This window comes from Microlunatus capsulatus, from assembly GCF_017876495.1.
GTDB classification, from domain to species: domain Bacteria; phylum Actinomycetota; class Actinomycetes; order Propionibacteriales; family Propionibacteriaceae; genus Microlunatus; species Microlunatus capsulatus.
Window position 1 is genome coordinate 3,844,504 of the sequence record NZ_JAGIOB010000001.1, and the last position, 26,881, is coordinate 3,871,384.

The following is a 26,881-nucleotide window of genomic DNA, read 5'->3' on the forward strand; positions in this document are numbered from 1 at the left end:
CTTCGCTGACCCGACCTCCGGAGACCCCCGTGACCCCCGCACCCCGTTCTCCTGCACCTCGTTCCCCCGCACCCCGTTCCCGCGCCGCCCGTCGCCGGTCCCGCCTGGTCCTGGGCGTCGCCGCGACGACCCTCGCCCTGGCGGCCACCGCCGCCGGTCCCGCCGGCGCCGCGCCCACTCCCGCGCCCGCCCGTCCGGCGGAGGCCGCCGCGGAGGCGCTGGCCCGCGACAGCGGGATCTCCCCGTCGGTCGCCCGCGACCGCGTCGCGGCCCAGGCCGCCCTCAGCCGCACCAGCGCCGCCGTCGAGGCCGCCTTGTCGCCGTCGGTCTCGGCCGGCAGCTGGCTGGACGCGCGGACCGGCACGGTCGCGGTCGCGGTGACGACCGACGCGGCTGCCGCGGAGGCCCGCGCCCTGGGGGCGGTGCCGCACCGGGTGGCCCACAGCGGCACCCAGCTGACCCGCGTCCGCGAGGACCTCGACGGCTGGGCGCGGAGCGAGGGTGCCGGCCGGGTGGTCAGCTGGGGCGTCGACGCCGCGACCGGCACCGTCCGCGTCCGCACCACGGCCGGCGCCGACGACGCCCGGACGAGCGCCTTCCTGCGGCACGCCCGGACCCACGGCAGCAAGGTCGCGGTGACCACGACGACGGCGCGGGTGCAGCCGATGGCCGACCTGCTCGGCGGCCAGCAGATCGAGTTCGGCGGCTACGTCTGCTCCGTCGGCTTCACCGCCCGCACCGCCCAGGGGTCGCCGGTGATGCTCACCGCCGGCCACTGCGGGGCCGACTACGCGACCTTCACCAGCGGCGGCACGCCGGTGGGCACGACGACGGCCTACAGCTTCCCCGGCGACGACTACGCCCGCGCGCCGATCGCCGCCGGCTGGACGCCCCGCGGCCGCGTCAGCACGTGGGACGGCGACTCGGTGGCGGTGACCGGCTCGGCGCCGGCCGCCGTCGGCGCGGCGGTCTGCAAGAGCGGCCGGACCACCGGGTGGACCTGCGGCACCGTGCAGGCGACCGGGCAGACGGTGAGCTACAGCAACGAGGACGGCAGCACCAGCGTCGTCTCCGGGCTGACCGAGACCAGCACCTGCACCGAGGGCGGGGACTCGGGCGGGGCGAACCTGGCCGGTACGCAGGCGCAGGGGCTGACCAGCGGGGGCGCCGGCTACGGCGCCGACGCCGTCTGCGGGGAGAAGGTCGGCCAGCCGAACATCTCCTACATCCAGCCGGTCCGCGAGGCGCTGAACGCCTACGGCCTGACGCTCATCACGGGCTAAGCCGGGTCTCAGGTCCCGGCCGGCGTCGCGTCGGCCGGGTCGCCGGGCATGTCCGCCGCGAGGTGGGTGCCGAAGAAGGCCTCGATCCGGCGCCACGCGTCCTGCGCGGCCTCGGGCTCGGGGCCGACGTGGGCCAGCCGCAGCAGCGGCCGCAGGACCCGGGGACCGTTCGGGGCGTCGTTGAGGAAGCTGTGGCCCGCGCGGGGGTAGACCTGGACGTCGTGCGGCACGTCGTTCGCCTCGAGCGCGGCGGTGAGCCGGGGGACCTCGCCGACGAGCTGGCGGTCGCGGCCGCCGTAGCTGGCGACGACGGGGCAGGCGCCGCGCAGCACCTCCTCCACGTCGGCCGGGACCATCCCGTAGTTCACCGCGCTGGCGTCGAAGCCCTCGGCCGCGACCAGCAGGGCGAAGCCGCCGCCCATGCAGAAGCCGATGACGCCGACGCGGCCGTTGACGCGGCGGTCCTCCAGCAGCTGGGCCCGGGCGGCCTGCAGCAGCGCGAACGGGGGACCGGACCGGGCGCCGAGCGAGCGGAACACCGACCGGACGCAGCGCAGCCGCGGGCCGTCGTCGAACAGGTCGGGGGCCAGCACCACGAAGCCGGCCGAGGCGAGCCGCTCGGCCTGGCGGCGCAGCACGTCGTCGAGGCCCCACGCCTCGTGCACCATGACCACCCCGGGCCAGGGTCCGGGGGCGGCGGGGCGGACGAGGACGGCCAGCCGGCCGTCCAGCCGGGTGTCGATCGCGACGGTCTGCATGGGCGCACCCTAGGACCGGTCGCCACCGGCCGCGACGAGCCCCGCCGCGGCGGGTTCGCGTCCCGGCGCGGGCTCTGGCAGAATGTTGGCCGCATCTGTGTCGTGGGCGCCCTCTCACCGTCCGCACGGCACGGGTTCACCCGAGGTCGTCGCCGAGTGATTTCCCCACCGCGTGACACGGTCTCACCCATCTCGTGGCCGGCGCAGCCGGCCACAGCTCACACAGGAGAAACCACACACGTGGCTGTCAAGATTCGTCTGAAGCGCCTGGGCAAGATCCGGTCGCCGCACTACCGCATCGTCGTCGCCGACTCCCGGACCAAGCGGGACGGGCGCGCGATCGAGGAGATCGGCAAGTACCACCCCAAGAACGACCCGTCGGTCATCGAGGTCAACTCCGAGCGCGCGCAGTACTGGCTCTCCGTCGGCGCCCAGCCGACCGAGGCCGTGGTCGCGCTGCTCAAGCGGACCGGTGACTGGCAGAGCTACTCCGGCGACACCTCGCCCTCCGGCGTCGAGCCGCAGCGGGAGAAGCCGAACAAGACCGAGCTGTTCAACGCCGCCCTCGCCGAGGCCGGCAGCGAGCCGCAGACCGCGGCCATCTCCGGCAAGCGCGGCCGTGGCACCGTCGAGGGCACCCCGGCCGAGGCCGCTGACGCCGCCGACGCCGGCGTGGCCGCCGCCGCGACCCCCGCCACCGAGACCCCCGCCACCGAGAGCACCGGGGCCTGACGTGCTGGCCGATGCGCTCGAGCACCTCGTCCGCGGCATCGTCACCAACCCCGACGACGTCGTGGTGAAGGACAAGGACCTGCGCCGCGGGCGGATGCTCGAGGTGCGGGTCAACCCCGAGGACATCGGCAAGGTGATCGGTCGCAACGGCCGCACGGCCACGGCGCTGCGCACGGTCGTGGCCGCCCTGGCGGGGCGCGACCAGGTCCGGGTCGACTTCGTCGACGTGGACAAGGGTCCGCGCCGCACCGGCGGACCCGGAGGTGGCGGCGCCCGCCGTCGCTGACCCCGGTCCCGAGGACCGCTCGACGCCCCGACCCCCTCCGCGGGGCCGGGGCGTCGGCGTCTCCGCGGGTCCCTGCTCCTGAGGAGAACCCATGGCTGAGACCGTCGAGGTCGTCGTCGGCATCATCGGCCGCGCGCACGGCATCCGCGGCGACGTGACCATCGACGTCCGCACCGACGAGCCGGAGCGCCGCTTCGCCGTCGGCGAGGTGCTGCGCGCCGAGGACGGCCGCCGCACCTTCACCGTCGCCAGCGCCCGCGACCACTCCGGCCGGCTACTCGTGCACTTCGACCAGCTGCCCGACCGCACGCTGGCCGAGGCCGCCCGCGGCACCGTCCTGGTCGCCGACGTCGACCCGGACGAGCAGCCCGAGGACGAGGACGAGTTCTACGACCGCCAGCTGATCGGGCTCGCCGTGCGCGCCGCCGACGGCTCCGCGGTCGGCACCGTCACCGACGTGCTGCACCTGCCCCTGCAGGACACCCTCGAGATCCGCACCGACGCCGGCGTCCGGCTGGTCCCCTTCGTCACCGATCTGGTGCCGCGGGTCGACCTGACCGCCGGCGAGGTGCACCTGGCCGACGTCCCCGGCCTGCTCGTCGACGCCGACGAGGACGGGACCGACGAGGACGGGGTCGGCGAGGACGGGGTCGGCGAGGACGGGGCCGGCGAGGACGGGGCCGGCGCGGACCGCGCGGGGGACGACGACGCCTGATGCGTCTCGACATCGTCTCGATCTTCCCGGAGTACCTGGCCCCGCTGCAGCTGTCGCTGGTCGGCAAGGCCGTCCGCACCGGGATCGTCGAGCTGGGCGTGCACGACCTGCGGCAGTGGACCCACGACCGGCACCGGACCGTCGACGACACCCCCTACGGCGGCGGCGCCGGGATGGTGATGCGGCCCGACCCGTGGGGCGAGGCGCTGGACGCGCTCGTCCCGCCGGGCGCACCCGGTGACCCGCTGCTGCTGGTGATGACGCCGTCGGGCCGCCGCTTCGACCAGGCGCTGGCGGCCGAGCTGGCCGCCGAGCAGCACCTGCTGGTGGCGTGCGGGCGCTACGAGGGCATCGACGCCCGCGTCGTCGAGCACGCGCGGACGCGGCTGCGGGTGCTGGAGGTGAGCATCGGCGACTACGTCCTCAACGGCGGCGAGGCCGCGGCCCTGGTCGTCACCGAGGCCGTCGTCCGGCTGCTGCCCGGCGTCGTCGGCAACCCCGCGTCGCTGACGGAGGAGTCCCACGCGGCCGACCATGACGGCCTGCTGGAGTACCCCGTCTACACCAAGCCGCCGCAGTGGCGGGACCTCGACGTGCCGGAGGTGCTGTTCTCCGGCCACCACGGCCGGATCGCGGCCTGGCGGCGCGAGCAGGCGGTCGAGCGCACCCGCGAGCGCCGCCCCGACCTGCTGCCGGCGCGGCACGAGCCGCTGGTCGTGACCCGCGCCGTGCCCGAGGACGCCGGCGAGCTGTGGACGCTGCAGCAGGCCGCCTACCTCGTCGAGGGCCGCCGGCACGCCACCTTCGACATCCCCCCGCTGGTCGAGTCGCTGGCGGAGGTCCGTACCTCCCTCGACGACGGTCTCGTCCTGGTGGCCCGACGCGCGGGGCGGCTGGTCGGCTCGGTGCGCGGAGAGGCCCGCGAGGGCGGTGACTGGTACGTCGGCCGGCTGATGGTGGCCCCCGACCTGCAGGGCGAGGGCCTGGGCAGCGCGCTGCTCGAGCGCGTCGAGGCGCTGGCGCCGGAGGGCACCCGCCGGGTCGTGCTGGTCACGGGCGTGCTCAGCGAGGCCAACGTGCGCTTCTACCGACGCCGCGGCTACCGGGTGCTGGGCCGCCGCTCGCACCCCGGCGTCGACGTGCTCGACCTGGCGAAGGTGCTGCCGGCCCGCTGATGGGCCGGGTCGGCCGACGACCGCGGCCACGGCCCGGACGGATGCGCCCGGCGACGTGGCGAAGAACACCAGTGCCGCCGTTGGTCTTATTCGTCACTTCCCCGTGCGGGGTCCTAGGGTTGGGCGCGTGGCAACGACAACCCTGTCGCCGACGCAGCGCGCCGTCCGCACGACGGTCGCGCTCAAGGCGCTGATGGCGGTCAGCGGGCTGATCCTGATCGGCTACCTGCTGGCCCACATGTACGGCAACCTCAAGGTCTTCGCGGGTCAGCAGGCGTTCGACGACTACGCGCACCACCTGCGCACGCTCGGCGAGCCGATCCTGCCCCACACCGGCCTGCTCTGGATCATCCGCGTCGTGCTGCTGGCCGCGGTCTTCGGGCACGGCTACGCGGCCTTCAAGCTGTGGGCCCGCGCCCGCAAGGCCCGCGGCGGCGGGGGCGCCAAGCGCTACCAGTCGACCAAGGGCCGCACCGGCGTCCAGCGCACCTACGCCTCCTTCACCCTGCGGTGGGGCGGCATCGTCATCGCGCTGTTCGTGGTCTTCCACCTGCTGCACTTCACCTGGAACACGATCCACCCGGGCGGGGCGAGCGACAGCCCCTACCAGCGCGTCGTGAACGGCTTCGGCGTGTGGTGGGTCGTGGTGGCCTACACCCTCGCCATGGTCGCGGTGGGCTTCCACCTGCGGCACGGCACCTGGAGCGCCTTCACCACGCTGGGCGCCAACACCTCCGCCGCCATGCGGCACCGGCTGAACGTCCTGGCCTACGTGGTCGCCGGTGTCGTCACCGTCGGCTTCCTCCTTCCTCCGTACAGCATTCTCCTGGGGCTGGTGAGCTGATCGATGAGCAACGACCGTACGAACGACGTCCCGACGACGGACCGCACGACGCCCGAGGAGCCCGGCCTGGCCGAGCGCCTCGTCGGCGCCGCCCGGCACGCGGTGGGCGACCTCCTGAACTCCGTCGACGCCGACGCGATCTACCTCGAGGGCGACGACATCGCCGACACCAAGGCGCCGCAGGTGCCGATCGACCAGCGCTGGGACGAGCGGCGGTTCAACGCCAAGCTCGTGAACCCGGCCAACCGGCGCAAGCTGAGCGTCATCATCGTGGGCACCGGCCTCGCGGGCGGCGCGGCGGCGGCGACGCTGGGCGAGGCCGGCTACAAGGTCACCAGCTTCTGCTACCAGGACTCGCCCCGGCGCGCGCACTCCATCGCGGCCCAGGGCGGCATCAACGCGGCGAAGAACTACCGCAACGACGGCGATTCGGTCTACCGGCTGTTCTACGACACGGTGAAGGGCGGTGACTTCCGCTCGCGGGAGTCGAACGTCTACCGGCTGGCCCAGACCAGCGTCCAGATCATCGACCAGTGCGTCGCCCAGGGCGTGCCCTTCGCGCGCGAGTACGGCGGCCTGCTCGACAACCGCTCCTTCGGCGGCGTGCAGGTGTCGCGGACGTTCTACGCCCGCGGCCAGACGGGCCAGCAGCTGCTGCTCGGCGCCTACCAGGCCCTCGAGCGCCAGATCGCGGCCGGCACCGTCGAGATGCACACCCGGCACGAGATGCTCGAGGTCGTCGTCGTCGACGGCAAGGCCCGCGGGGTCGTCGTCCGCGACATGGTGACGGGGGAGCTGGAGACCCACTTCGCCGACGCCGTCGTGCTGGCCACCGGTGGCTACAGCAACGTCTTCTTCCTCTCCACCAACGCCATGGGCTGCAACGTCACCGCGACCTGGCGGGCGCACCGCAAGGGCGCGCTGTTCGCCAACCCGTGCTTCACCCAGATCCACCCCACCTGCATCCCGGTGTCGGGGGACTACCAGTCCAAGCTGACGCTGATGAGCGAGTCGCTCCGCAACGACGGCCGCATCTGGGTCCCGAAGAGCGGTGAGGACAAGCGCGACCCGCGCGAGATCCCCGAGGACGAGCGCGACTACTACCTGGAGCGCATCTACCCGGCGTTCGGCAACCTGGTGCCCCGCGACATCGCCTCCCGCGCGGCGAAGAACGTCTGCGACGAGGGCCGCGGCGTCGGGCCCGGCGGGCTGGGCGTGTACCTGGACTTCGCGGACGCGATCTCCCGGCTGGGCCGCAAGAGCGTCGAGGCCAAGTACGGCAACCTCTTCGACATGTACGCCCAGATCACGGGCGAGAACCCGTACGAGACGCCGATGCGGATCTACCCGGCCGTGCACTACACGATGGGCGGCCTCTGGGTCGACTACGACCTGCAGTCCACGATCCCGGGCCTGTTCGTCACCGGCGAGGCCAACTTCTCAGACCACGGCGCCAACCGGCTCGGCGCCAGCGCCCTGATGCAGGGCCTGGCCGACGGCTACTTCGTGCTGCCGAACACGGTCAACGACTACCTGGCGGCCGGTCCGTTCGCCAAGGTGGACGAGACCCACCCGGCCGCGGTCGAGGCGGTCGCGGAGGTGCGCGCCCGCGTCGAGAAGCTGCTGGCGGTCAAGGGCACCCGGACGGTGGACTCGTTCCACCGCGAGCTGGGCCACATCATGTGGGACTACTGCGGCATGGAGCGGTCCGAGGAGGGTCTGCGCAAGGCCATCACCCGGATCCGGGAGCTGCGGGCGGAGTTCTGGTCCGACGTGCTGGTCCTCGGCCAGGGCGACCAGGTCAACCAGGCCCTCGAGCGGGCCGGCCGGGTGGCGGACTTCCTCGAGCTGGGCGAGCTCATGTGCATCGATGCGCTCGCGCGACGCGAATCCTGTGGTGGGCACTTCCGTGCCGAGTCGCAGACCGAGGACGGCGAGGCGCTGCGGCACGACGACGAGTTCGCCTACGTCAGCGCCTGGGAGTTCGGCGGCGAGGGCGGCAAGCCCGTGCTGCACAAGGAGCCCCTGGTGTACGAGTACGTCGAGATGAAGCAACGGAGTTACAAGTGACCTTGACAGCGCAGGACAAGAACGAGGCCGGCGAGGCCCAGGCCGCCGGCACCGAGGGCACCCGCCTGATGACCATCACGGTCCGGGTCTGGCGCCAGCCGAACGCCCAGGCCGAGGGCCGGATGGTGGCCTACGAGGTGCCCGGCGTCTCCGAGCACATGTCCTTCCTCGAGATGATGGACGTGCTCAACGAGCGGCTCACGCTCGAGGGCGACGACCCGATCGCCTTCGACCACGACTGCCGCGAGGGTATCTGCGGCCAGTGCGGCGTCGTCATCGACGGCGTGGCCCACGGCCCGCAGCAGACGACGACCTGCCAGCTGCACATGCGCTCGTTCGCCGACGGCGACACGATCGACGTGGAGCCGTGGCGGGCCGACGCCTTCCCGGTGGTCAAGGACCTGATGGTCGACCGCGGCGCGTTCGACCGGATCATCCAGGCGGGCGGCTACATCTCCGCCCCGACCGGGACGGCGCCCGACGCGCACGCCTCGCCCATCCCCAAGGCCAACTCCGACCACGCGTTCGAGGCCGCCGCCTGCATCGGCTGCGGCGCCTGCGTGGCGGCCTGCCCCAACGGCTCGGCGATGCTCTTCACCGCCGCCAAGGTGACCCACCTGGGCCTGCTGCCCCAGGGCCAGCCGGAGCGCCACTCGCGCGTCCTCGGCATGGTCGCCCAGCACGACGAGGAGGGCTTCGGCGGCTGCACGAACATCGGCGAGTGCACCGCGGTCTGCCCGAAGGAGATCCCCTTCGAGACGATCTCCCGGCTCAACCGGGACCTCTACGGGGCGCTCACGCACCCCAACAGCTGAGCCCGACCGCACGGCACACCGGCCACCGACCCTCCCGGGTCGGTGGCCGGTGCCGTTGCGGGGCTATCCCGCCAGCCGCTCGGCGGCGGCCCGCACCAGGCCGAACTGGGGGTGCTCCGGCAGGCCGTTGTCCGGGTCGCCCCCGGGCTGCAGGCTGACGTTGTCGTCCATCCCGCGCACCACCTCGACGGTGAGCATGAGGCGGTCGTCGACGCGGGTCACGCCCAGGCTCTCGAAGAAGCCCTCCTGGTCGCTCTCCCCGCCCTGCTGGGTGTAGACGGGCACCACGGCGAACGTCCCGGAGGTGCCGCGGGGGGTGGCCACGTCGACCCGCACGGGCTCCCCGGCGGCGTCGAGCAGGGTGTTCCCGTGGTCCTCCAGGGTGGCGGCGCAGTCGTCCACCCAGCCGTCGACGACCCGCTCGGCCGCCCGGGCCGCGTCGGCGTCGGCGAACTGCAGCGCGAGGGTCTGCACCGCGACCAGCTCCTGGCCCGGGTAGCGGAAGTCCCGGGCCTGCTGCCCGGTGGCACGGAGCGGGGCCAAGCCGTCGGGGACGCACGCGGAGATCTCGTCGGGGACCCGGCCGGTGCCCGCGGGGGCCACCTCTAGCGCCGGCCCGCCGCGGGTCGGCACGTCCTGGGCGCGCAGCAGCTGCGCCGTGCCGACGGTGCGCTCCCGGCTCGGGGTCGGCGTGGGTGCGGTGGGGACGGGCGAGGGGACCGCGGAGGCCACCGGGGGCGGGGCCGTGCCGTCCTGCCCGGGCAGCTGGCTGAGCACGCCCCCGCCGGCCAGCACGACGACGACCGCGGCGACGACGGCGGTGGCGGCCTGGCGGCGGTGCCGGCGCCGGGTGCCCAGCCGGCGCACGTGGGACGGCTCGAGGGGGGCGGCGCCGCGCTCGGCGTCGGCGCCGAGCCCGCGCAGGAGCTCGTCCAGGTCGTGTCCGGTCATCGCCGTCCCTCCTCGGGGTCATCGGCCAGCAGCAGGGCCAGGGCGGCGCGGCCGCGTGACAGCCGGGCCTTCACCGTCCCGACGGGGGCGCCGACCTCGGCGGCCACGGCGGCCACGGGGAGGTCGGCCAGGTGGTGCAGGACGATGGCGCGCCGCTGGTCGGCGGGGATCGCCTGCAGGGCGCGGGCCAGGGCCACGTGGGTGACGTCGGGCTCCCGCGGCGGTCGGGCCGCGTGGGCGCGGTCGGGGGCCAGCAGGGCCTTCCGGGCCCGGCGCCAGCGGCTGACGGCCAGCCGGTAGGCGACCGTGCGCACCCAGGCCTCGGGGGCCTGGTCGACGTCGAGGGTGCGCCGGCGGTCCCAGCCGCGGACGAAGGCCTCCTGCACGCAGTCCTGGGCCTCGGCGTGGTTGCCGCACATCGCGTAGATCTGGCCGACCAGGCGGCCGAAGGAGGCCTCGTAGAAGGCGTCGAACGCGGCCTCGTCCATCCCCGTCCTCCCCGTCCCGGCCGGCTGCTCGGCCGGGCCGGCCCATCCTGGCGGTCCCGGGGGCCGGCCCGCCACCTCCGTCGTCGGTCGCATCGTGGTCCTCTCCCGGTGGGCCGGCCGCACCCGCGGTGCGGCGGGACGGGCGGGCCGTCCTGCTCCCTCTACGCGGGCGGCGGGCGACCGGTTGCACGGGTCCTGCGGGCGACCCCGCAAGGACCGCGGGCGGTGGAGGACGGGTCGGCCTGACGATTTCGGGGCCGGACGCCGGTGTGGCAGACTGGCTCGCTGTTGTCCGTCCGGATGCGCGGCTCCTGCCACAGGGGGATCGTCCGCCGCCGGGGACCTCCGAAACCCACCGACGTGGTGACCTGTGGCACCGGCGAGGAAACACCCATGAGCAAGCTGATCGACGCGCTGGACCAGGCGTCCCTGCGCACCGACATCCCCTCCTTCCGCCCCGGCGACTCCGTCAAGGTGCACGTGAAGGTCGTCGAGGGCAACCGCTCCCGGCTCCAGGTCTTCGCGGGCGTGGTCATCTCCATCGCCGGCGACGGCGTGCGCGAGGCCTTCACGGTCCGCAAGGTGAGCTTCGGCGTCGGCGTCGAGCGCACCTTCCCGCTGCACAGCCCGATCATCGACCACGTCGACGTCGACCGTCGCGGTGACGTCCGTCGGGCCAAGCTGTACTACCTGCGCGACCTGCGCGGCAAGGCCGCCAAGATCAAGGAGAAGCGCGACGCTCACTGAGCCCCGGCTCCGTGACCGTCCCCGCCGCCCCGTGCTCCTGAGCCGGCGCGGTGGGTGACGCACCCGACCCGACCACGGACGTCCCGCGGCCGGCACCGCAGCCGCTGACGGCGGCCCAGCACGTCTGGGCCTTCCTCGGCGAGCTGACCGGTGTCGTCGTGGGCGCCGTGGTCGTGGCGTTCCTGCTCCGTGCCTTCGTGGGGCAGCTCTTCCTCATCCCCTCGGCGTCGATGGAGCAGACGCTCCGGGTCGACGACCGGGTGGTGGTGGAGAAGATCAGCCGCCTGCAGCGCGGCGAGGTCGTCGTCTTCGCCGACCCCGGCGGCTGGCTCAGCGGGCCCCCCGCCCCGGGACGCGGTCCCGTCGGCCGGGCGCTCGAGCTCGTCGGCGTGCTCCCCGACTCCAGCACCGAGCACCTGATCAAGCGGCTCGTCGGGCTGCCCGGCGACGAGGTGGTCTGCTGCGACGACCGCGGCCGGGTCAGCGTCAACGGGCACCCGCTCGACGAGACGTCCTACCTCGACGTGGTGCCGGGCGGCGGGCAGGTCCAGCCCTCGACGATCGCCTTCGCCGTCACCGTCCCCGCCGGACGGCTCTTCGTCCTCGGCGACAACCGCGAGCGCAGCCGCGACTCCCGCTGCCACCTGCACGACCGCCGCCCCGGCGAGCCCGAGGGTGCGGCCGCCTTCGTGCCCGAGGACCTGGTGGTCGGCCGCGCGATCGCCGTGACGTGGCCGGTGGGTCACGCGCGCTGGTTGCCGATCCCGGCTACGGTGGACGCTGTTCCCGCCGCGGCCGCGGCACCCGCGCAAGCCGCGATCGACGCCGGACCCGAGGCGAGCTGTTGACCACTGACCAAGACGCCCGCAGCGCTGCTGCGGCGGGCGGGACCCCCCGCCCGCGCCGCACCGCGGGCCAGCAGGCCGGCTCGTTCCTCAAGGAGCTGGTGTTCGTCGTCGTCGGCGCGCTCGTCGTCTCCTCGCTGCTCCGCGCCTTCGTCGGCCAGATGTTCATCATCCCGTCGCAGTCGATGGAGAGCACGCTGCTGATCGGCGACCGCGTCGTGGTGCAGAAGATCACCGACTTCCACCGCGGCGACGTCGTCGTCTTCGAGGACCCGGGCGGCTGGCTGGCCGACGAGCCGGTCGCCGAGCCCGGCCCGTTCGACAAGGTGCTGGAGTTCGTCGGGATCCCGACCGCCAGCACCCCGGGCCACCTCATCAAGCGGGTCATCGGCATGCCGGGCGACCGGGTCGTCTGCTGCGACGACGAGGGCCGGCTGAGCGTGAACGGGCAGCCGCTCGACGAGACCTCCTACCTCTACGTCAACCCCGGTGGCGACCAGGTGGCCCCCTCCGACGTCCGCTTCGAGGTCGTCGTGCCCCGGGACCGGATCTTCGTCATGGGTGACCACCGCGACCTCAGCGCCGACTCGCGCTGCCACCTGAACGACGTCTGGCCGGATCTGCCGCGCGGCGGCATCGCGTTCGTGCCCGAGTCCCTGGTCGTCGGCCCGGCGTTCGCGATCGCGGCCCCGTTCGACCGCGCCCAGCGGCTGCGGACCCCGGCCACCTTCGCCGACGTGCCCGCGCCCTCGGCGCCCGCTCCCGACCGCGCGGTGATCGAGCCCGCCGGCGTCAGCTGCTGATGGCCGTCCCGGGGGAGCAGGAGCCGGGCCCCGCGCCCGTCGAGGTGCCGGCGGTCGTGGTGCGCCGCGACAGCGGGCTCTACGGCTACGAGCGCGCCCTGGGCCGGGTGGGTCTGGGCCCGGTGGCCGGGGCCGACGAGGCCGGTCGCGGGGCGTGCGCCGGTCCGCTGGTGGCCGGCGCGGTCATCCTGTCCGACGCCCGGCACCGCCAGATCAAGGGCCTGGCCGACTCCAAGCTGCTGACCGCTCGGACCCGCGAGCGGCTCTACGACGAGATCACGGACAAGGCGCTGGCCTGGTCGGTGGTCGCGGTGGAGCCGGGGGAGTGCGACCGGCTGGGCATGCACGTCGCCAACATCATGGCGCTGCGCCGGGCGCTGCTGCGCCTCGACGTCGCCCCCACCTACGTGCTGACCGACGGCTTCCCCGTCGACGGCCTCGGCGTGCCCGGGCTGGCGGTCTGGAAGGGCGACCGGGTGGCCGCCTGCGTGGCCGCCGCGTCGATCCTGGCCAAGGTGACCCGGGACCGGGTGATGACCGAGCTGGACGCCGTCCACCCCGAGTACGCCTTCGCGGTCCACAAGGGCTACTGCACCCCGCTGCACCAGGAGCGGCTCGACCTCCACGGCCCCTCGGCCACGCACCGGATGCGCTTCGACAACGTCGCGCGAACCACTAGAGTCGACCCGATGACCGCGCCTGCTCGACCCCGCCCCGCCGCCGTCGCCGACGCCGGCCTCCTCGACGCCGAGCGAGCCGTCTCGTGAGCGCGGAGGACCTCGAGCAGTACGAGAGCGAGCTGGAGCTCCAGCTCTACCGCGAGTACAAGGACGTCGTCGGCATCTTCACCTACGCGGTGGAGACCGAGCGCCGCTTCTACCTCTGCAACGCCGTCGACCTCAAGGTCCGCACCGAGGGCGGCGACGTCTACTACGAGGTCTCGATGGGCGACGCCTGGGTCTGGGACATGTACCGCCCCGCCCGGTTCGTCAAGAGCGCCAAGGTGCTCACCTTCCGCGACGTCTCCATCGAGGAGATCACCCACAGCGACCTCCAGGTGCCGAAGAACGTCCCCTGAGGCCCCCGCTCACCGAGCCGCGGACCCCGCTCCCTGAGCATGTCGAAGGGCTCCGGAACCCCCGCTCCCTGAGCCTGTCGAAGGGCTCCGGACCCCCGCTCCCTGAGCCTGTCGAAGGGCCCCGGAATCCTCGCTCCCCGAGCCCGTCGAAGGGCTGCGGACCCCCGCTCCCTGAGTCCGTCGAAGGGCCACCCGCCCCGCACCAGGACCGTCAGGCCGCGTGCCGCGGCCCCGGCTCGTCGGCGGCGTGCCGGGGCTCCGCGTGCTGCGTGCGCCGGCGGACGAGGTCGGCCACCGCGAAGACCAGGGCCACCCCCACGAAGGCGATCGTGGTCCGCAGGCTGACCGAGAGCGCGCCGGCGTAGTCCCGGCCCTGGCTGGCGGCCACCCGCTCGAAGAACTGCGCCAGCACGACCGCGACGCCGATGGCCGAGCCCACCCGCTGCGCGGTCTGCAGCATCCCGCCGCCGGAGCCGGCCTGGGCCGGGTCCACCTCGGCCAGGGTCAGGGTCACGTTGGGGCTCACGACCAGGCCGCCGCCGAAGCCCGCGACGAGGAAGGCGGGCGCCAGCTTGAGCCCGACCGACGTCTCCAGGACGGGCACGAGCAGGTCGACCGCGAGCAGCCCGACGGCGACCAGCACCAGCCCGCCGACGACGAGCACCCGCCCGTAGCGCCCGACCAGCCGGCCGCCGAGGAACGCGGCCACGGCCGAGCCGATGGCGAACGGGGTCTGGGTGGCCCCGGCCTGCAGGGCGCTGTAGCCCAGCCCGACCTGGAGGTAGAGCGTGATGACCAGGAAGATCGCGGTGAACCCGGCGAAGTAGAAGGTGCCCAGCACCAGCCCGAAGACGTAGGAGCGCACCTTGAGCAGCGAGAGCTCGACGAGGGTCTCCCGGCCGCGGGCGCGCCAGCGCCGCTCCCACAGCAGGAACAGCGCCAGCAGCACGGCGGCCGGGCCCAGCAGCCACCACGGGCGCTCGCTCAGCGGGGCGTCCTGCTGGCCCTCGACGAGGGGGAGCAGGACCAGCAGGATCGCGGCGGCGAAGAGCAGCACGCCGACGGGGTCGAGCGACTGCCGCGGTCCCGGCGGGGTGGCCGGGAGCAGCCGGCGGGCCATCAGCAGCAGCACGACGCCGACCGGCACGTTGACGTAGAACACCAGCCGCCAGCCGAAGTCGGGTCCGCCGACCCCCACGAGCAGGCCGCCGAGCAGGGGACCGACGGCGGTCGAGATGCCGATGGAGGCGCCGAACAGGCCGAAGGCCCGCCCGCGCTCCGGCCCGCGGAAGAGGTTCTGGATGAAGCCCGACACCTGGGGGGAGATCATCCCGCCCGCCAGGCCCTGCACCACGCGGGCGACGGAGAGGAACGTCGGGTCCGGCGCGGCGCCGGCGGCCGCGCTGGAGAGGGTGAACAGGGCGATGCCGGCCATGAAGACGTTCCGCCGGCTGCGGGCGTCGCCGAGCCGGCCGGCGGGCACGAGGGCCACCCCGAAGGCCAGCGCGTAGCCGGCGATGATCCACTGGACGTCGCTGTCGTCGGCCCGCAGGCCCTCGCGCAGCGTCGGCAGCGCGACGTTGACGATGCTGACGTCGAGCAGCGTCATCGCCCCCGCCACCAGGCAGACGGCGAGGGCCCGCCAGCGCGCGGGGTCGGGGGGCGCCGGGGTGGCGTCGTCAGAGCTCACGGACAGCCAATCTAGGGAACGGGGCGGAGGCCCCGGAGGGGGGTCGGACGGGTGACGCAGGACGGGCTCGAGCGGTTCGTGCGGGCGCAGGACGAGGGCGGCACCTACGCGACCGCCCTCACCGAGCTCCGCAGCGGCCGCAAGGTCAGCCACTGGATGTGGTTCGTGTTCCCCCAGCTGGCCGGTCTCGGACGCAGCAGCACGGCCCGGTTCTTCGCGCTCGGCTCGCTCGCCGAGGCCGAGGACTACCTCGCGCACCCGGTGCTGGGTCCCCGGCTGCGCGAGGCCGCGGGGGTGGTCGCCGCCCGGCCCGGGGTGCCGGCCGAGGACCTGCTCGGACCGGTCGACGCGCTGAAGCTGCGGTCGTCGATGACCCTCTTCGCCCGCGCGGCGCCCGACGAGCCGGTGTTCCGGGCCGTGCTGGACCGCTGCTACGGCGGTCGTCCCGACCCGGCCACCGAGCAGCTGCTCGACGGCTGACCTGCCCTCCGCGGGCCCTGCGGCCGTCGTCCCCAGGCCCGTCGCCGGCGCCGTCCACAGGCCCGGGCGGCCGGCGTCCGGCCGGACGGGTGGTCCTGATGCTCCCTGGTGGAGGTGGGCGATGGCGCAGAGCGCGCGGCAGGCGTTGGGGGTCCGGGGCGAGGAGCTGGCGGTGGCGGAGCTGCGCCGGCAGGGGATGGAGGTCGTCGAGCGGAACTGGCGCTGCCGGCTCGGCGAGATCGACGTGGTGGCCACCGAGACGGTGGCGGGCCGGACGACGGTGGTGTTCTGCGAGGTGAAGTGCCGCTCCGGGCTGGGCTTCGGGGACCCGCTGGAGGCCATCACCTGGGCCAAGCTCCGGCGGCTGCGGACCCTGGCCGCGGAGTGGATGCGGGTGCACGAGGTGAGCGCCGCCGCCGTCCGGCTGGACGCGGTCGGGGTGCTGCTGGTCCGCGGCCGGGCGCCGACCGTCCGGCACGTGCGGGCCGTGGGCTGAGGGGGCCAGGGGCGTGAGACCGGCCGTGGTGGGTACGGGGCGGGTGTGCCGAGCCAGCTGAGCATCTTCCTGCGCGACCACGAGGCCGCGGCCCGGGCCGGGCTCGACCTGGTCCGACGGGCCGCACGCGGCCAGCGGCAGCGGCCCTGGGGCGACGAGCTGGCCGCGCTCGCCCGGGAGGCCGAGGAGGACCTGGCGTCGCTGCGCGGGCTGATGGGCCGCCTGCACGTCGCCCCCGACGCGCTGCTGGGCTCGGCGCTGCGGCTCGGCGAGCGGGCGGGCCGGCTGAAGCCCAACGGCCACCTGGTCCGCCGGGCCCCGCTCAGCGACCTCGTCGAGGTGCAGGGGATCCTCGGCGCCCTCACGCTGAAGGGTGCGGGGTGGCGCGCCCTGGCGGCGGCGCACGTCGCCGACGACGGCGAGCCCGGGCTGGCGGCGCTGGTCGAGCGCGCCGACGCCCAGGTGGCGCGGCTGCTCGTCGTGCACGAGGCGGTCGCGGCGCACAGCCTCGGCTGAGCTCAGGGGGCCAGGGTCACCACGAGCGGGCGGTGGTCCGAGAGCGGGGAAGCGGCCAGCACCCGGGCGTCGGTGAAGCCCAGGCCGCGACCCAGGACCCAGTCGATGCGGCGGCTCGGGCGCTCGCTCGGCTCGGTGAGGGCGGCCGGGTCCCCGACCGCGTCGACGGCGCTGACGTAGCCGGCTCCGGTCAGCAGCCGCACCTCCGGCGACCCCGGCACCGCGTTGAGGTCGCCGCCCACCACCTGCGGCAGCGCCACGGGCGCCCGGAGGAAGGTCTCGACCTCTGCCACCCGCGTCGGGCCGTTGGCCGCCCGGTGCTGCAGGTGGAGGGAGGTCACGGTGACCGGCCGCCCGCCGACGTCGGTGCGTGCCGTCAGCGCCGACCGGCGCTGCGGCCCCGCCCCGTACGGCAGCGCCTGCACCGAGACGTCGGTCAGCGGCGCCCGGGCCAGCACGACGTTGCCGAAGCGGCCGTCGGCCGCCGGGCCGAAGGCCAGGTGCAGATCGAGCCGCCGCGCCAGCCAGGTGCCCATGTCGGCACCGCCGCCCTGCACCCAGCCGCGGGACACCTCCTGCAGCAGCACGACGTCGGGGTCCTGCGCCTCGATCACCCGGGCCACCGACTCCAGGTCGACGGTGCCGTCGCCGCTGACGCCGTAGTGCAGGTTCCAGGAGACGACCCGTCCGGTCGGGGCGCTCGTCCCGGAGCCGGGGCCGGTCCCGCCGACTGCGGCGGTGGTCGTCCCCAGCGCGAGGACGAGGGCGACGGCGGCGAGCGGGCGACCCGCGCCGCCGCGGGTCGCCGGCTCACCGGCCGGAGCGGCCGGGGCGACCAGCCCGGCGAGCGCCAGGACGGTGGCCGTGACCACCAGCACCCACACGTTGGGGAACCCGAGCGGCAGGTCGTAGTCCAGCTGGAAGAGCAGCAGCGGGAGGATCGTGGCGAGCCCGGCCGCCCCCGCTGCCGTCGCCGTCCGGAGCGGTGGGGCGGTCGCGGTCGGGGCGCGGCGGCCCGGCCGTGCTGACCACGCCGCCGCGAGCAGGACGCCTGCTGCCAGCGCGGACGCCAGTGCGGCCCCGACGACCAGGACGCCCCCGACGGCCCCCGTGGGGGCGGCGAGCAGGGCGACGGCGGTGCCGCCCGGCAGCGCGACCCCGGCGGCGAGGCGCGACCACACCGCAGGCCGTGCCCGCGCCGTCAGACCGGCGGCGAGCAGCAGGCCGGTCCCGAGCAGCGGGCCGGCCACGGCCAGCGGCAGGCCCGACTGCGCCGTCAGGGCGGCGGGGTTCGCCAGCACCGCGGCGGCCAGGGCGAGGACCGGCCCGAGCAGCCCCAGCCGCGCGGTCGCCCGTCCGTCGACCTGCGGCTCGGACGTGGGTCGCGCGGCCAGCAGGAGGGCCAGGCCGCCCAGGCCGACGGCCACCCCCCAGCCGAGCGGTCCGGCGCGCCAGGCGGCGTCCCAGGTGCCCAGCACCAGCTGCAGCCCGACGGAGCCGGCCACCCCGGCCAGCACGGCGGCGGCCGTCGTCCGGCCGCCGCCGGGAGCCGCGACCAGCGCGGCGGCCGCCAGCACCAGCACCGCCACGGCTACGGCGACGGCGACCAGCCCGACGACCAGCCGGACCTCGCCGTCGGCCGCCTGGAGCAGCAGCCGGAGCCCGGCCAGCAGGGCGGTCCCGGTCAGGACGGCGGTGCGGACAGGCCGGGCCGCCCGCCGCGCGGTCAGCAGCAGCAGCGCCGCCAGCGGGGCCGGGGCCGCGTAGCTGAGGACGGCGACGGCCGCCACCGCGGCCACCCCGTCCCGGCCGTAGACGCTGTCGAGCAGCGGTCCGCTGGCGCGGACCAGCTCCAGGGCCAGCACGGTCAGGACGACGACCAGCCCGGACCGGCGGCCCTCCTCCCCGCGCCCGCGCACCCCGTCGACGGTCCGCCGCTCTCAGGCGCCGACGTAGGCGGCCAGGTGCTGGCCGGTCAGCGTCGAGCGGTCGGCCACCAGGGCCGACGGGGGGCCCTGGAACACGACCAGGCCCCCGTCGTGCCCGGCGCCGGGGCCGAGGTCGACGACCCAGTCGGCGTGCGCCATCACCGCCTGGTGGTGCTCGATGACCACCACGGACCGGCCGGCGTCGACGAGCCGGTCCAGCAGGGCCAGCAACTGCTCGACGTCGGCGAGGTGCAGTCCCGTCGTCGGCTCGTCGAGGACGTAGACGGTGCCCTTGCCGGCCATCTGGGTGGCGAGCTTCAGCCGCTGCCGCTCCCCGCCGGACAGCGTCGTCAGCGGCTGGCCCAGGGTGAGGTAGTGCAGGCCGACGTCGGCCATCCGGCGCAGGATCTCCGCGGCCGCCGGCGTCCGGGCCTCCCCGGCGGCGAAGAACTCCGCGGCCTCGCTGACAGCCATCGCCAGCACCTCGCTGATGTCCCGCCCGCCCAGCCGGTACTCCAGCACCGAGGCCTGGAACCGCTTGCCGCCGCACTCCTCGCACGGCGTCGCGACGGTCTCCATCACCCCCAGCTCGGTGTAGACCACGCCGGCCCCGTTGCAGGTGGGGCAGGCGCCCTCGGAGTTCGGGCTGAACAGGGCGGGCTTCACCCCGTTGGCCTTGGCGAACGCCTTGCGCACGGGCTCGAGCAGGCCGGTGTAGGTCGCCGGGTTGGACCGCCGCGAGCCCTTGATCGCCGTCTGGTCCACGACCACCACGCCCTCGCGCTTCGCCAGGTTGCCGTGGATGAGGGAGCTCTTGCCCGAGCCGGCGACGCCGGTGACGACGGTGAGGACGCCCAGCGGGATGTCCACGTCGACGTCGCGGAGGTTGTTCTGCCGGGCGCCGCGGATCTCCAGCGCACCGGTCGGGGTGCGCACCGCGTCCTTGAGCCGCGCGCGGTCGTCGAGGTGGCGACCCGTCAGCGTCCCGCTGCGGCGCAGGCCCTCGACCGTCCCCTCGAAGCAGACCGTGCCGCCCGCGCTGCCGGCGCCGGGGCCGAGGTCGACGACCCGGTCGGCGACGGCGATGGTCTCGGGCTTGTGCTCGACGACCAGCACGGTGTTGCCCTTGTCCCGCAGCCTCAGCAGCAGGTCGTTCATCCGCTGGATGTCGTGCGGGTGCAGCCCGATCGTGGGCTCGTCGAAGACGTAGGTGACGTCCGTCAGCGCCGAGCCGAGGTGCCGGATCATCTTCGTCCGTTGGGACTCCCCGCCGGAGAGGCTGCCGGCGGACCGCTCGAGGCTGAGGTAGCCGAGGCCGATCTCGACGAAGGAGTCGAGGATCTCGGTCAGGGTGCTCAGCAGCGGGGCGACCGACGGCTCCTGCAGGTCGCGCACCCAGGCGGCCAGGTCGCTGATCTGCAGCGCGCAGGCGTCGGCGATGCTCAGGTCGCCGATCCGCGACGAGCGCGCCGCCTCGTTCAGCCGGGTGCCGCCGCAGTCCGGGCAGGGGGTGAAGGTGACGGCCCGGTCGACGAAGGCGCGGATGTGCGGCTGCATGGCCTCGCGGTCCTTGCTCAGCATCGACTTCTGCAGCTTGGGGATCAGGCCCTCGTAGGTGAGATTGATGCCTTCGACCTTGATCTTGGTCGGCGGCTTGTGCAGCAGGGCGTCCATCTCGGCCGCGCTGTAGTCCTTGATCGGCTTGTCGACGTCGAAGAAGCCGGACCCGGCGAAGATGCGGCCAAACCACCCGTCGGTGCTGTACCCGGGGATGGTGAAGGGGTTCTGGCTCAGCGAGAGGTTCTCGTCGTAGAGCTCGGAGCGGTCGATGTCGGTGACCCGCCCCAGCCCTTCGCAGCGCGGGCACATGCCGCCGGTGACGGTGAACTCCCGGCGCTCCTTGACGGTCTGGCCGCCGCGCTCGAAGGTCACCGCGCCGGCCCCGCTGGCCGAGGCGACGTTGAAGGAGAACGCCTGCGGCGAGCCGACGTGCGGCTGGCCGAGCCGGCTGAACAGGATCCGCAGCAGCGCGTTGGCGTCGGTGGCGGTGCCGACGGTGGAGCGCGGGTTCGCGCCCATCCGCTCCTGGTTGACGATGATCGCGGTCGTCAGCCCGTCCAGCCGGTCGACGTCGGGGCGGGCCATCGTGGGCATGAAGCCCTGCAGGAAGGCGCTGTAGGTCTCGTTGATCATCCGCTGCGACTCCGCGGCGATCGTGCTGAACACCAACGAGCTCTTGCCCGAGCCCGAGACGCCGGTGAAGACGGTGAGCCGGCGCTTGGGGATCTCCACGCTGACGTCGCGGAGGTTGTTCTCGCGGGCCCCCTGCACGCTGATCAGGTCGTGGCGGTCCGCCACGTGCGGCTCCGCCGCCTGCGCCTCCGGCGTCGTGGTCATGGTCTCTCCTCGCTGCGGTGCGGTGCGGTGCGGTGCGGTGCGGTGCGGTGCGGTGCGGTGCGGCCACGATCCGGGATGGGGCCCCGGCTCGCGGTGGTCGGGTCCATCCTGGCCCGGACCGGCGCGGCTGTCCGGCCGTGCGGGCCGTCGGGTCAGCGGAGCCACCGCCCCTCGCGCATCAGGTCCCGCCCGGCCAGCTCGTCCACCTCGCGCCAGGCCTGCACGCGGCGCGGCGTGACGCGGAACCAGCGGTAGCCGGGTCCCGACGTCCGCGGGTCGAAGCCGGTCCGGGCGGCGAACCGGTCGCCCACCGCGGCGGGCAGGGCGTCGACCGGGAGGACCTCGACGTCGCCGTCCACCAGGGTGACGTCGCGGGTCCCGCCCAGCGCCAGCCGGGCGACGGGCCGGGCGCTCAGGTTGGCGCCGGTCGGGCTGGCGGCCGCGGTGGAGAGGAGCAGCGCGCGGCCGTCCCAGTCGAAGGAGAGCGGCACCAGGTACGGCGCGCCGTCGGCCGAGGCGGTGGCCACCCAGAGGTCGACGTCGTGCGCGAGGTGGTGCTCGGTGTCGCGCCGGCGCTGCGCGCGCGAGCGGGGTCCGGTGCTCACCGGGCGCGGTCGCGCGGCGCGTCGGGCTGAGGACGGACGGTCATGGCGCACCTCGACGGGTCGACGGCGGGAGGTGGTCCCACGGTAGGGCCCGCCACCGCACCCGTCACCGTCCACAGCCGGTGGGCCGGCCGTGTCCACAGGTCCGGACGCCGACGTCGCGCCGACCGGCGCCGTGCCGATGGTCCCCGTCGGAGGTGCACATGACGGAGCGGGTGCGGGGCGCGCGGTGGGCGCGGGAGCGGGTCGACCGGGCGGTGAGGGGCTGATGCAGGCGTGCGCGTGGAGCGTGGCCCTGGTGGGGCTCGACGGGCGGATCGTGGAGGTCGAGGCCGACATCGGGGCGGGGCTGCCGCGGACGGTGCTGGTGGGTCTGGCGGACACGGCGCTGTCCGAGGCGCGCGACCGGTGCAAGGCGGCGGTGGGCAACACCGGGCACTCGTGGCCGGCGTCGCTGCTGACGATCAACCTCAGCCCGGCGACGCTGCCGAAGACGGGCAGCCACTACGACCTGGCCATCGTCGCGGCGGTGCTCGCCGCGGCGGAGGTGATCCCGCGCGCCGAGCTGGCGGGGACGGTGCTGCTCGGGGAGCTGGGGCTGGACGGCCGGGTCCGGCCCGTCCGGGGCATCCTGCCGGCGGTGCTGGCCGCCGCCCAGGCGGGCTTCACCCGGGTGGTGGTGCCCGTCCGCCAGGCCGGTGAGGCGGCGCTGGTCGAGGGGCTCGACGTCCTCGGCGTCGGCTCGCTGGCCCAGCTCGTCGCCCTGCTGCGCGGTGACCCGGTCCCCGAGGCCGAGCCGGTCGAGGTGCTCGGCGAGGCGCCGTCGGACCACCGGACGCGGCCGCTGGACCTGGCCGACGTGGTCGGCCAGGTGGAGGCGAAGTGGGCGGTCGAGGTGGCCGCCGCCGGCCGTCACCACCTGATGTTCTCGGGGCCGCCGGGGGTGGGCAAGACGATGGTGGCCGAGCGGATCCCCGGGCTGCTGCCCGACCTCACGCTCACCGAGGCGCTCGAGGTGTCCGCGGTGCACTCCCTGGCCGGGTTCAACCTCGCCGACGGGCTGATCACCCGGCCGCCCTACAGCGACCCCCACCACTCGGCGTCGGTCGCCAGCATCGTGGGCGGCGGCACCCGGATGGCCAAGCCCGGGGCGATCTCCTGCGCGCACCGCGGCATCCTCTTCCTCGACGAGGCGCCGGAGTTCCCGACGCGGGTGATCGACGCCCTGCGCACGCCGTTGGAGTCGGGCACGGTCACGCTCGGCCGCAGCGAGGTGCAGGCGCGCTACCCGGCCCGCTTCCAGCTGGTGATGGCCTCCAACCCGTGCCCGTGCGGCCAGGCCGCGACGCCGGGGGCGCACTGCTCGTGCCCGCCGCAGGCGGTCCGCCGTTACGCCGAGCGGATCTCGGGTCCCATCAAGGACCGGATCGACATCAGCTGCGTGTTCCTGCCGCTGCGCAAGGCCTACCTGGCGGCGGCGCTGCAGCGCACGGAGTCCTCGGCGGTGGTCGGCGAGCGGGTGCGCGAGGCGCGGGACCGGCAGGAGCGGCGGCTGGCCGGGACGGGTTGGCGGACCAACGGCGAGGTGTCCGGGCCGTACCTGCGCCGGCAGCTGCCCCTGCCCGACGGGCTGCAGGTGGTCGAGAACGCCGTCAACCGCGGGCGGCTGAGCCCGCGCGGCGTGGACAAGGTGCTGCGGGTCGCGTGGACGCTGGCCGACCTGGCCGGCCGGGACGCGCCCGGCACCGACGAGGTGGCGGTCGCGCTCGCGATGCGCCGGGGCGAGCAGCTGGACCGGACGGAGGCGGGCTGATGTGGTCGGAGAAGCGGGCGCGGACGGCGCTCTCCTGCGCGGTGGACGGCGGGGAGCCGGAGGCCGCGCGGCTGGTCGCCCGGGTCGGCGCCCAGGGCGCGTGGGCCAAGATCGCCGAGGGCGCGCTCGGCGAGCCGCTGGCCCGCCGGGCCGCCGCGACCGACGTGGAGGTGGTCGAGCGGCTGGCGGCCCGGGTGGGGGCCCGGTTCGTGGTCCCGGGGGAGGACGAGTGGGTGGCCGGGCTGGACGACCTCGCCCACGTGGAGCCCATCCAGCGCCGCGGCGGCCTGCCGTTCGGGCTCTGGCTGCGCGGTCCCGGCCACCTCGGCGCGCTCACCCAGCGCGCGGTCGCCGTCGTCGGCTCCCGCGCCGCCACCGCCTACGGCGCGGGGGTGGCGACCGACCTCGGGGCCGAGCTGGCCGAGCACGGCGTGACGGTGGTGTCCGGACTGGCCTTCGGGATCGACGCCGCGGCCCACCGGGGCGCGCTGGCCGCCGGCGGCCCGACGGTCGCCGTGCTGGCCAACGGCGTCGACGTGGCCTACCCGCCGGGCAACACCCCGCTGTTCGAGGCCGTGGCCCGGGACCACCTCGTGGTCTCGGAGCTGCCGCCGGGTGCGCACCCGACGCGGGTCCGCTTCCTGGCCCGCAACCGGCTGATCGCCGCGCTCGCCCAGGGGACGGTCGTCGTCGAGGCGGCGCTGCGGAGCGGGGCGCGGAACACGGCCGGCTGGGCGCTGGAGTGCGGACGGCCGCTGATGGCGGTGCCCGGACCGGTGCACTCCCGGGCCTCCACCGCCCCGCACCTGATGATCCGCAACGGCCAGGCGACGCTGGTGACCTGCGCGGCCGAGGTGGTCGAGCTGGTCGGCGGACTGGGTCAGCACCCGGTCGCGGCCGGGGTCACCCCGCAGCGGGCCACCGACGCGCTCACCGAGCAGCAGCTCGCGGTGTTCGAGGCGACGCCGGCGCGGTCCCGGGTCTCCTCGGGCGAGATCGCGCTGGCGGCGGGGGTGCCGGTGCCCTCCTGCCTCGCCGCCCTGCACGCCCTCGAGGACCGCGGGCTGGTCGAGGGCAGCGAGCGCGGCTGGCGGGCGGTGCCGCACCGGGCGATGCTGCCGGCTCCCGCGTGAGCGGCGCACCACCCCCTCACTTGGGTGGTCCCCACCCCCTTCGATGAGGCCTCCCCGGGGAGCGACCCCTCAGCAGAGTGGTCGGTGGCCCGTCGGGGCCGAGCGAGGGTCCACCCAGACCCCGCCACCAACCCAGGGGGAACAGCGTGAACAGATCAGCAGCAGGGCCGACGGCCACGCCGTCAGCGCGGAGAGGCAGCCGGACGGGGCGTGGTGTCGCGCTGACCGTGGCCGGCCTGATGAGCGTCGGCGGGCTGGCCGGCCTCGGCTCGGGACCGGCCTCGGCGGCCGTGCCCGCCTTCCCGGACAACGTGGTCGTCTTCCCCGACCGCGACTTCGTGACCATCGAGGGGTACCAGGACCACATCGGCGAGCAGGGCACCGTCACGGTGACGCGCAACGGCCAGGTGGTGGGCTCCGCCGTCGGCCGGGTGGCCGAGGGCGACGTAGCCTTCGAGATCAACCACCCCGGTGGGGTGTGCTGGGGCGCGGGGACCGGGTTCAACGTCACGCCGGACATCCGGAAGGGCGACAAGGTCTCGATCGCGTTCCCCGACGGCGCCAGCGGTGACACGACCACCAGCACCGGCTCCGCCACCAGCCACGCAGCCCGCGACGGCCAGACCGTCAAGGTCGAGGGCACCTACGGCCCGGACGTGGTCGCCGGGCAGGCGGAGGTCCGGATCGTCAACCCCGACCTCACCGCCGAGGTCGGCCGCCGCGACGTCCGGGCCGTCACCGGCGGCCTGACCGTCGCCCCCAAGGGCGGGTACTCCTCGAACCTGGAGATGGCCGGTGGCCGGTTCACCGCCACCTTCGTCTTCGACACCCTCAAGGCGGCGCAGATCGCAGAGGCGACCCAGGTCGAGCGCTTCATGTCCTGGCAGGTCGAGGACGGCGACGCCAACCGCCAGGGCCTGACCATCTCCGAGTTCGGCGAGCTCGGCGGCCCCGGCATGGGGGGCTGCCCTGCTGGCCCGGCGGACGTGGCTCCGCCCCGGGGCCATTACTCGATCACCCGGTCCGTGGACAAGGCCAAGCTGGCCGTCCGGTGGACCCCGGCTGACTCCCCGGCGGGCACCCCTGCCGTCACCAGCTACAACGTGCAGGCCTTCAAGGCCGACGACACCTCCGTCGGGGCCCGGGTGGGCGCGAGCGCCACCGGCGCGACCCTCGCGGTCGACCCGGCGGTCGTGGACTACACCGTCGAGGTCCGCTCGATGGCGGGCACCACCATGGGCGTCCCCTTCGAGCCGGCTCCGACCACCGGCTCCGGCGAGCTCCCGGCCGACCAGACGGTGCCCAGGCTGACCATCAGCCCGGCCGCCTCGGGCAACACCGCCGAGACCGCGGTCGAGGCGTCGAGCGTCATGCTGGGGTCCGAGTCGGCCGCCGACGTGTACGTCACCACCGACGGCAGCGAGGCCGTCCTGGGCGACCTGCCCGGCGACACGGCCCAGCTCTACAGGTCCCCGATCGCCATCACCGCGCTGACCGAGATCCACGCCGTGGCCATCGACCGGGCCGGCAACATCTCCGCGCAGGCCATCGGCTTCTACAAGCCGGTCGGCGCCCAGGTGCTCAACGCGCCGACCGGGCTCGTCGCCACGCCGGGCATCGGTCAGGTCGCGTTGAAGTGGGTCGCCCCGTCGGGCAGCAGCACCGCGGTCACGGGCTACCAGGTCGAGGCCTCGACGGTCGCCGCCGACGGCACGACGACCCCGCTCCCCGTGCAGCCGACGGTCACCACCGACACCAACCAGGTCGTCACCGGGCTCGCCTCGAGCACGAGGTACGCGTTCACCGTCAAGGCGCTGTACGGCGCCGCGGCCAGCTCTCCGTCGCCGGCAGCGACGGCGACGACCCCGCTGGCCTCCGCCAGGGTGGCCATCACGACCGGCCGGTGGAAGAACGCCGACACGCGGATCCAGGGCACGACCGACCAGCCCGCCCTGACCTCCAGCGTCGTGCGGTTCTACCGCAAGTCGGCCGACGGCACCTACAGCACGCAGTACGCCGGGCCCTCCGCTCTGGTCGCCGCGGTGGCCCCGGCGACCGGGTCCACCTTCGACGGACGGTTCCGCACCAGCGCGCTGACCGGGACCACGAACCCCGGTCAGGTGGTCGCCAAGCTGTTCGACGGCAGCGGCAACGAGCTGGGGGCCAGCGCCCCGTTCACCCTCACGAGCGGCTAGCCGCTGGGCAGCACCACCGCACGACCCGAGGGCGGGCT

General features: G+C 74.9%; 26 protein-coding genes. 19 read left to right on the forward strand and 7 right to left on the reverse strand.

The window, feature by feature from the left end; all coding sequences use genetic code 11:
* Nucleotides 1-29 precede the first annotated feature (29 nt).
* On the forward strand, nt 30-1,283 hold the full coding sequence (locus tag JOF54_RS17850) for a S1 family peptidase (protein ID WP_210058259.1): 1,254 nt from the start codon (nt 30-32) through the stop codon (nt 1,281-1,283).
* Nucleotides 1,284-1,291: 8 nt separating this feature from the next.
* On the opposite strand, the gene JOF54_RS17855 is transcribed toward JOF54_RS17850, so the two are convergent.
* Nucleotides 1,292-2,041 carry a dienelactone hydrolase family protein gene (locus JOF54_RS17855; protein ID WP_210058260.1) on the reverse strand — a complete coding sequence of 250 codons (750 nt, stop codon included), beginning with the start codon at nt 2,039-2,041 and terminating at the stop codon, nt 1,292-1,294.
* A 240-nt stretch (nt 2,042-2,281) separates the two neighbouring features.
* On the opposite strand from JOF54_RS17855, the gene rpsP reads away from it, so the two are divergent.
* The 7 genes from rpsP to JOF54_RS17890 all read left to right on the forward strand — a co-directional run bounded on the left by rpsP (nt 2,282) and on the right by JOF54_RS17890 (nt 8,678).
* The gene (rpsP, locus tag JOF54_RS21630) at nt 2,282-2,773 is read left to right on the forward strand and encodes a 30S ribosomal protein S16 (RefSeq protein ID WP_210058261.1); all 492 of its coding nucleotides are present in this window, start codon (nt 2,282-2,284) and stop codon (nt 2,771-2,773) included.
* Nucleotide 2,774: 1 nt separating this feature from the next.
* Nucleotides 2,775-3,059 carry an RNA-binding protein gene (locus JOF54_RS17865; RefSeq protein WP_210058262.1) on the forward strand — a complete coding sequence of 95 codons (285 nt, stop codon included), beginning with the start codon at nt 2,775-2,777 and terminating at the stop codon, nt 3,057-3,059.
* A gap of 91 nt (nt 3,060-3,150) precedes the next feature.
* Nucleotides 3,151-3,774 carry a ribosome maturation factor RimM gene (gene rimM, locus JOF54_RS17870; protein WP_210058263.1) on the forward strand — a complete coding sequence of 208 codons (624 nt, stop codon included), beginning with the start codon at nt 3,151-3,153 and terminating at the stop codon, nt 3,772-3,774.
* A complete protein-coding gene (gene trmD / locus JOF54_RS17875) occupies nt 3,774-4,949 on the forward strand; it encodes a tRNA (guanosine(37)-N1)-methyltransferase TrmD (RefSeq protein WP_210058265.1) in 1,176 nt (391 codons plus the stop codon). Before rimM ends, trmD begins: the two co-directional genes overlap by 1 nt.
* A gap of 127 nt (nt 4,950-5,076) precedes the next feature.
* Complete coding sequence (locus tag JOF54_RS17880) at nt 5,077-5,793, forward strand: succinate dehydrogenase cytochrome b subunit (RefSeq protein ID WP_210058267.1); 717 nt, start codon at nt 5,077-5,079, stop codon at nt 5,791-5,793.
* A 3-nt stretch (nt 5,794-5,796) separates the two neighbouring features.
* The gene (locus tag JOF54_RS17885) at nt 5,797-7,863 is read left to right on the forward strand and encodes a fumarate reductase/succinate dehydrogenase flavoprotein subunit (protein WP_210058269.1); all 2,067 of its coding nucleotides are present in this window, start codon (nt 5,797-5,799) and stop codon (nt 7,861-7,863) included.
* 68 nt (nt 7,864-7,931) lie between these two features.
* On the forward strand, nt 7,932-8,678 hold the full coding sequence (locus tag JOF54_RS17890) for a succinate dehydrogenase/fumarate reductase iron-sulfur subunit (RefSeq protein WP_210059684.1): 747 nt from the start codon (nt 7,932-7,934) through the stop codon (nt 8,676-8,678).
* A gap of 63 nt (nt 8,679-8,741) precedes the next feature.
* Here the strand turns inward: JOF54_RS17890 and JOF54_RS17895 are convergent, their stop codons facing one another.
* Both JOF54_RS17895 and JOF54_RS17900 read right to left on the reverse strand, forming a co-directional pair.
* Nucleotides 8,742-9,629 carry a hypothetical protein gene (locus JOF54_RS17895; RefSeq protein WP_210058272.1) on the reverse strand — a complete coding sequence of 296 codons (888 nt, stop codon included), beginning with the start codon at nt 9,627-9,629 and terminating at the stop codon, nt 8,742-8,744.
* Nucleotides 9,626-10,117 (reverse strand): SigE family RNA polymerase sigma factor, encoded by a 492-nt coding sequence (locus JOF54_RS17900; RefSeq protein WP_210058274.1) that lies wholly within the window; start codon nt 10,115-10,117, stop codon nt 9,626-9,628. Before JOF54_RS17900 ends, JOF54_RS17895 begins: the two co-directional genes overlap by 4 nt.
* Before the next feature lie 393 nt (nt 10,118-10,510).
* Between JOF54_RS17900 and rplS the strand changes: the two genes are divergently transcribed.
* From rplS to JOF54_RS17925, 5 genes are read left to right on the forward strand one after another with little or no spacing between them, the layout of a single operon-like run.
* Complete coding sequence (rplS, locus tag JOF54_RS17905) at nt 10,511-10,864, forward strand: 50S ribosomal protein L19 (protein WP_210058276.1); 354 nt, start codon at nt 10,511-10,513, stop codon at nt 10,862-10,864.
* A gap of 50 nt (nt 10,865-10,914) precedes the next feature.
* Nucleotides 10,915-11,712 carry a signal peptidase I gene (lepB, locus tag JOF54_RS17910; RefSeq protein ID WP_307804339.1) on the forward strand — a complete coding sequence of 266 codons (798 nt, stop codon included), beginning with the start codon at nt 10,915-10,917 and terminating at the stop codon, nt 11,710-11,712.
* A complete protein-coding gene (gene lepB / locus JOF54_RS17915) occupies nt 11,709-12,512 on the forward strand; it encodes a signal peptidase I (RefSeq protein ID WP_210058278.1) in 804 nt (267 codons plus the stop codon). Before lepB (JOF54_RS17910) ends, lepB (JOF54_RS17915) begins: the two co-directional genes overlap by 4 nt.
* Nucleotides 12,512-13,279, forward strand: coding sequence for a ribonuclease HII (locus JOF54_RS17920; RefSeq protein ID WP_210058280.1), 768 nt, complete (start codon nt 12,512-12,514; stop codon nt 13,277-13,279). The genes lepB (JOF54_RS17915) and JOF54_RS17920 overlap by 1 nt, the downstream gene beginning before the upstream one ends.
* Nucleotides 13,276-13,590, forward strand: a complete 315-nt coding sequence (locus JOF54_RS17925) for a DUF2469 domain-containing protein (RefSeq protein ID WP_210058282.1) — start codon at nt 13,276-13,278, stop codon at nt 13,588-13,590. The genes JOF54_RS17920 and JOF54_RS17925 overlap by 4 nt, the downstream gene beginning before the upstream one ends.
* 211 nt (nt 13,591-13,801) lie before the next feature.
* On the opposite strand, the gene JOF54_RS17930 is transcribed toward JOF54_RS17925, so the two are convergent.
* Nucleotides 13,802-15,280: an MFS transporter gene (locus tag JOF54_RS17930; RefSeq protein WP_307804341.1), complete on the reverse strand. Its 1,479-nt coding sequence runs from the start codon at nt 15,278-15,280 to the stop codon at nt 13,802-13,804.
* A gap of 51 nt (nt 15,281-15,331) precedes the next feature.
* On the opposite strand from JOF54_RS17930, the gene JOF54_RS17935 reads away from it, so the two are divergent.
* From JOF54_RS17935 to JOF54_RS17945, 3 genes are all read left to right on the forward strand, one after another.
* The gene (locus JOF54_RS17935; protein WP_210058284.1) at nt 15,332-15,760 is read left to right on the forward strand and encodes a DUF1810 domain-containing protein; all 429 of its coding nucleotides are present in this window, start codon (nt 15,332-15,334) and stop codon (nt 15,758-15,760) included.
* Between the two features lie 121 nt (nt 15,761-15,881).
* Complete coding sequence (locus JOF54_RS17940) at nt 15,882-16,256, forward strand: YraN family protein (protein WP_210058286.1); 375 nt, start codon at nt 15,882-15,884, stop codon at nt 16,254-16,256.
* A 45-nt stretch (nt 16,257-16,301) separates the two neighbouring features.
* Nucleotides 16,302-16,772, forward strand: a complete 471-nt coding sequence (locus JOF54_RS17945) for a hypothetical protein (protein ID WP_210058288.1) — start codon at nt 16,302-16,304, stop codon at nt 16,770-16,772.
* Between the two features lie 2 nt (nt 16,773-16,774).
* Here the strand turns inward: JOF54_RS17945 and JOF54_RS22050 are convergent, their stop codons facing one another.
* From JOF54_RS22050 to JOF54_RS22055, 3 genes are all read right to left on the reverse strand, one after another.
* Complete coding sequence (locus tag JOF54_RS22050; protein ID WP_210058290.1) at nt 16,775-18,691, reverse strand: endonuclease/exonuclease/phosphatase family protein; 1,917 nt, start codon at nt 18,689-18,691, stop codon at nt 16,775-16,777.
* A gap of 21 nt (nt 18,692-18,712) precedes the next feature.
* A complete protein-coding gene (locus JOF54_RS17955) occupies nt 18,713-21,097 on the reverse strand; it encodes an ATP-binding cassette domain-containing protein (protein ID WP_210058292.1) in 2,385 nt (794 codons plus the stop codon).
* Between the two features lie 152 nt (nt 21,098-21,249).
* A complete protein-coding gene (locus JOF54_RS22055; protein ID WP_307804344.1) occupies nt 21,250-21,702 on the reverse strand; it encodes a pyridoxamine 5'-phosphate oxidase family protein in 453 nt (150 codons plus the stop codon).
* A gap of 265 nt (nt 21,703-21,967) precedes the next feature.
* On the opposite strand from JOF54_RS22055, the gene JOF54_RS17965 reads away from it, so the two are divergent.
* The 3 genes from JOF54_RS17965 to JOF54_RS17975 all read left to right on the forward strand — a co-directional run bounded on the left by JOF54_RS17965 (nt 21,968) and on the right by JOF54_RS17975 (nt 26,843).
* Nucleotides 21,968-23,515, forward strand: coding sequence for a YifB family Mg chelatase-like AAA ATPase (locus JOF54_RS17965; RefSeq protein WP_446685855.1), 1,548 nt, complete (start codon nt 21,968-21,970; stop codon nt 23,513-23,515).
* On the forward strand, nt 23,515-24,648 hold the full coding sequence (dprA, locus tag JOF54_RS17970; protein WP_210058299.1) for a DNA-processing protein DprA: 1,134 nt from the start codon (nt 23,515-23,517) through the stop codon (nt 24,646-24,648). Before JOF54_RS17965 ends, dprA begins: the two co-directional genes overlap by 1 nt.
* A gap of 239 nt (nt 24,649-24,887) precedes the next feature.
* Entirely contained in the window at nt 24,888-26,843 is a 1,956-nt protein-coding gene (locus JOF54_RS17975) for a fibronectin type III domain-containing protein (protein ID WP_210058301.1), read from the forward strand.
* Nucleotides 26,844-26,881: the final 38 nt, after the last annotated feature.

Coding starts and splice junctions, on each gene's coding strand:
- JOF54_RS17885 (WP_210058269.1), top strand. CDS start 5,797: ATGAGCAACGACCGTACGAACGACGTCCCGACGACGGACCGCACGACG.
- JOF54_RS17920 (WP_210058280.1), top strand. CDS start 12,512: ATGGCCGTCCCGGGGGAGCAGGAGCCGGGCCCCGCGCCCGTCGAGGTG.
- rimM (WP_210058263.1), top strand. CDS start 3,151: ATGGCTGAGACCGTCGAGGTCGTCGTCGGCATCATCGGCCGCGCGCAC.
- trmD (WP_210058265.1), top strand. CDS start 3,774: ATGCGTCTCGACATCGTCTCGATCTTCCCGGAGTACCTGGCCCCGCTG.
- JOF54_RS17890 (WP_210059684.1), top strand. CDS start 7,932: ATGACCATCACGGTCCGGGTCTGGCGCCAGCCGAACGCCCAGGCCGAG.
- JOF54_RS17955 (WP_210058292.1), bottom strand. CDS start 21,097: ATGACCACGACGCCGGAGGCGCAGGCGGCGGAGCCGCACGTGGCGGAC.
- JOF54_RS17855 (WP_210058260.1), bottom strand. CDS start 2,041: ATGCAGACCGTCGCGATCGACACCCGGCTGGACGGCCGGCTGGCCGTC.
- rplS (WP_210058276.1), top strand. CDS start 10,511: ATGAGCAAGCTGATCGACGCGCTGGACCAGGCGTCCCTGCGCACCGAC.
- JOF54_RS17940 (WP_210058286.1), top strand. CDS start 15,882: ATGGCGCAGAGCGCGCGGCAGGCGTTGGGGGTCCGGGGCGAGGAGCTG.
- JOF54_RS17975 (WP_210058301.1), top strand. CDS start 24,888: ATGAGCGTCGGCGGGCTGGCCGGCCTCGGCTCGGGACCGGCCTCGGCG.
- JOF54_RS17900 (WP_210058274.1), bottom strand. CDS start 10,117: ATGGACGAGGCCGCGTTCGACGCCTTCTACGAGGCCTCCTTCGGCCGC.
- JOF54_RS17895 (WP_210058272.1), bottom strand. CDS start 9,629: ATGACCGGACACGACCTGGACGAGCTCCTGCGCGGGCTCGGCGCCGAC.
- dprA (WP_210058299.1), top strand. CDS start 23,515: ATGTGGTCGGAGAAGCGGGCGCGGACGGCGCTCTCCTGCGCGGTGGAC.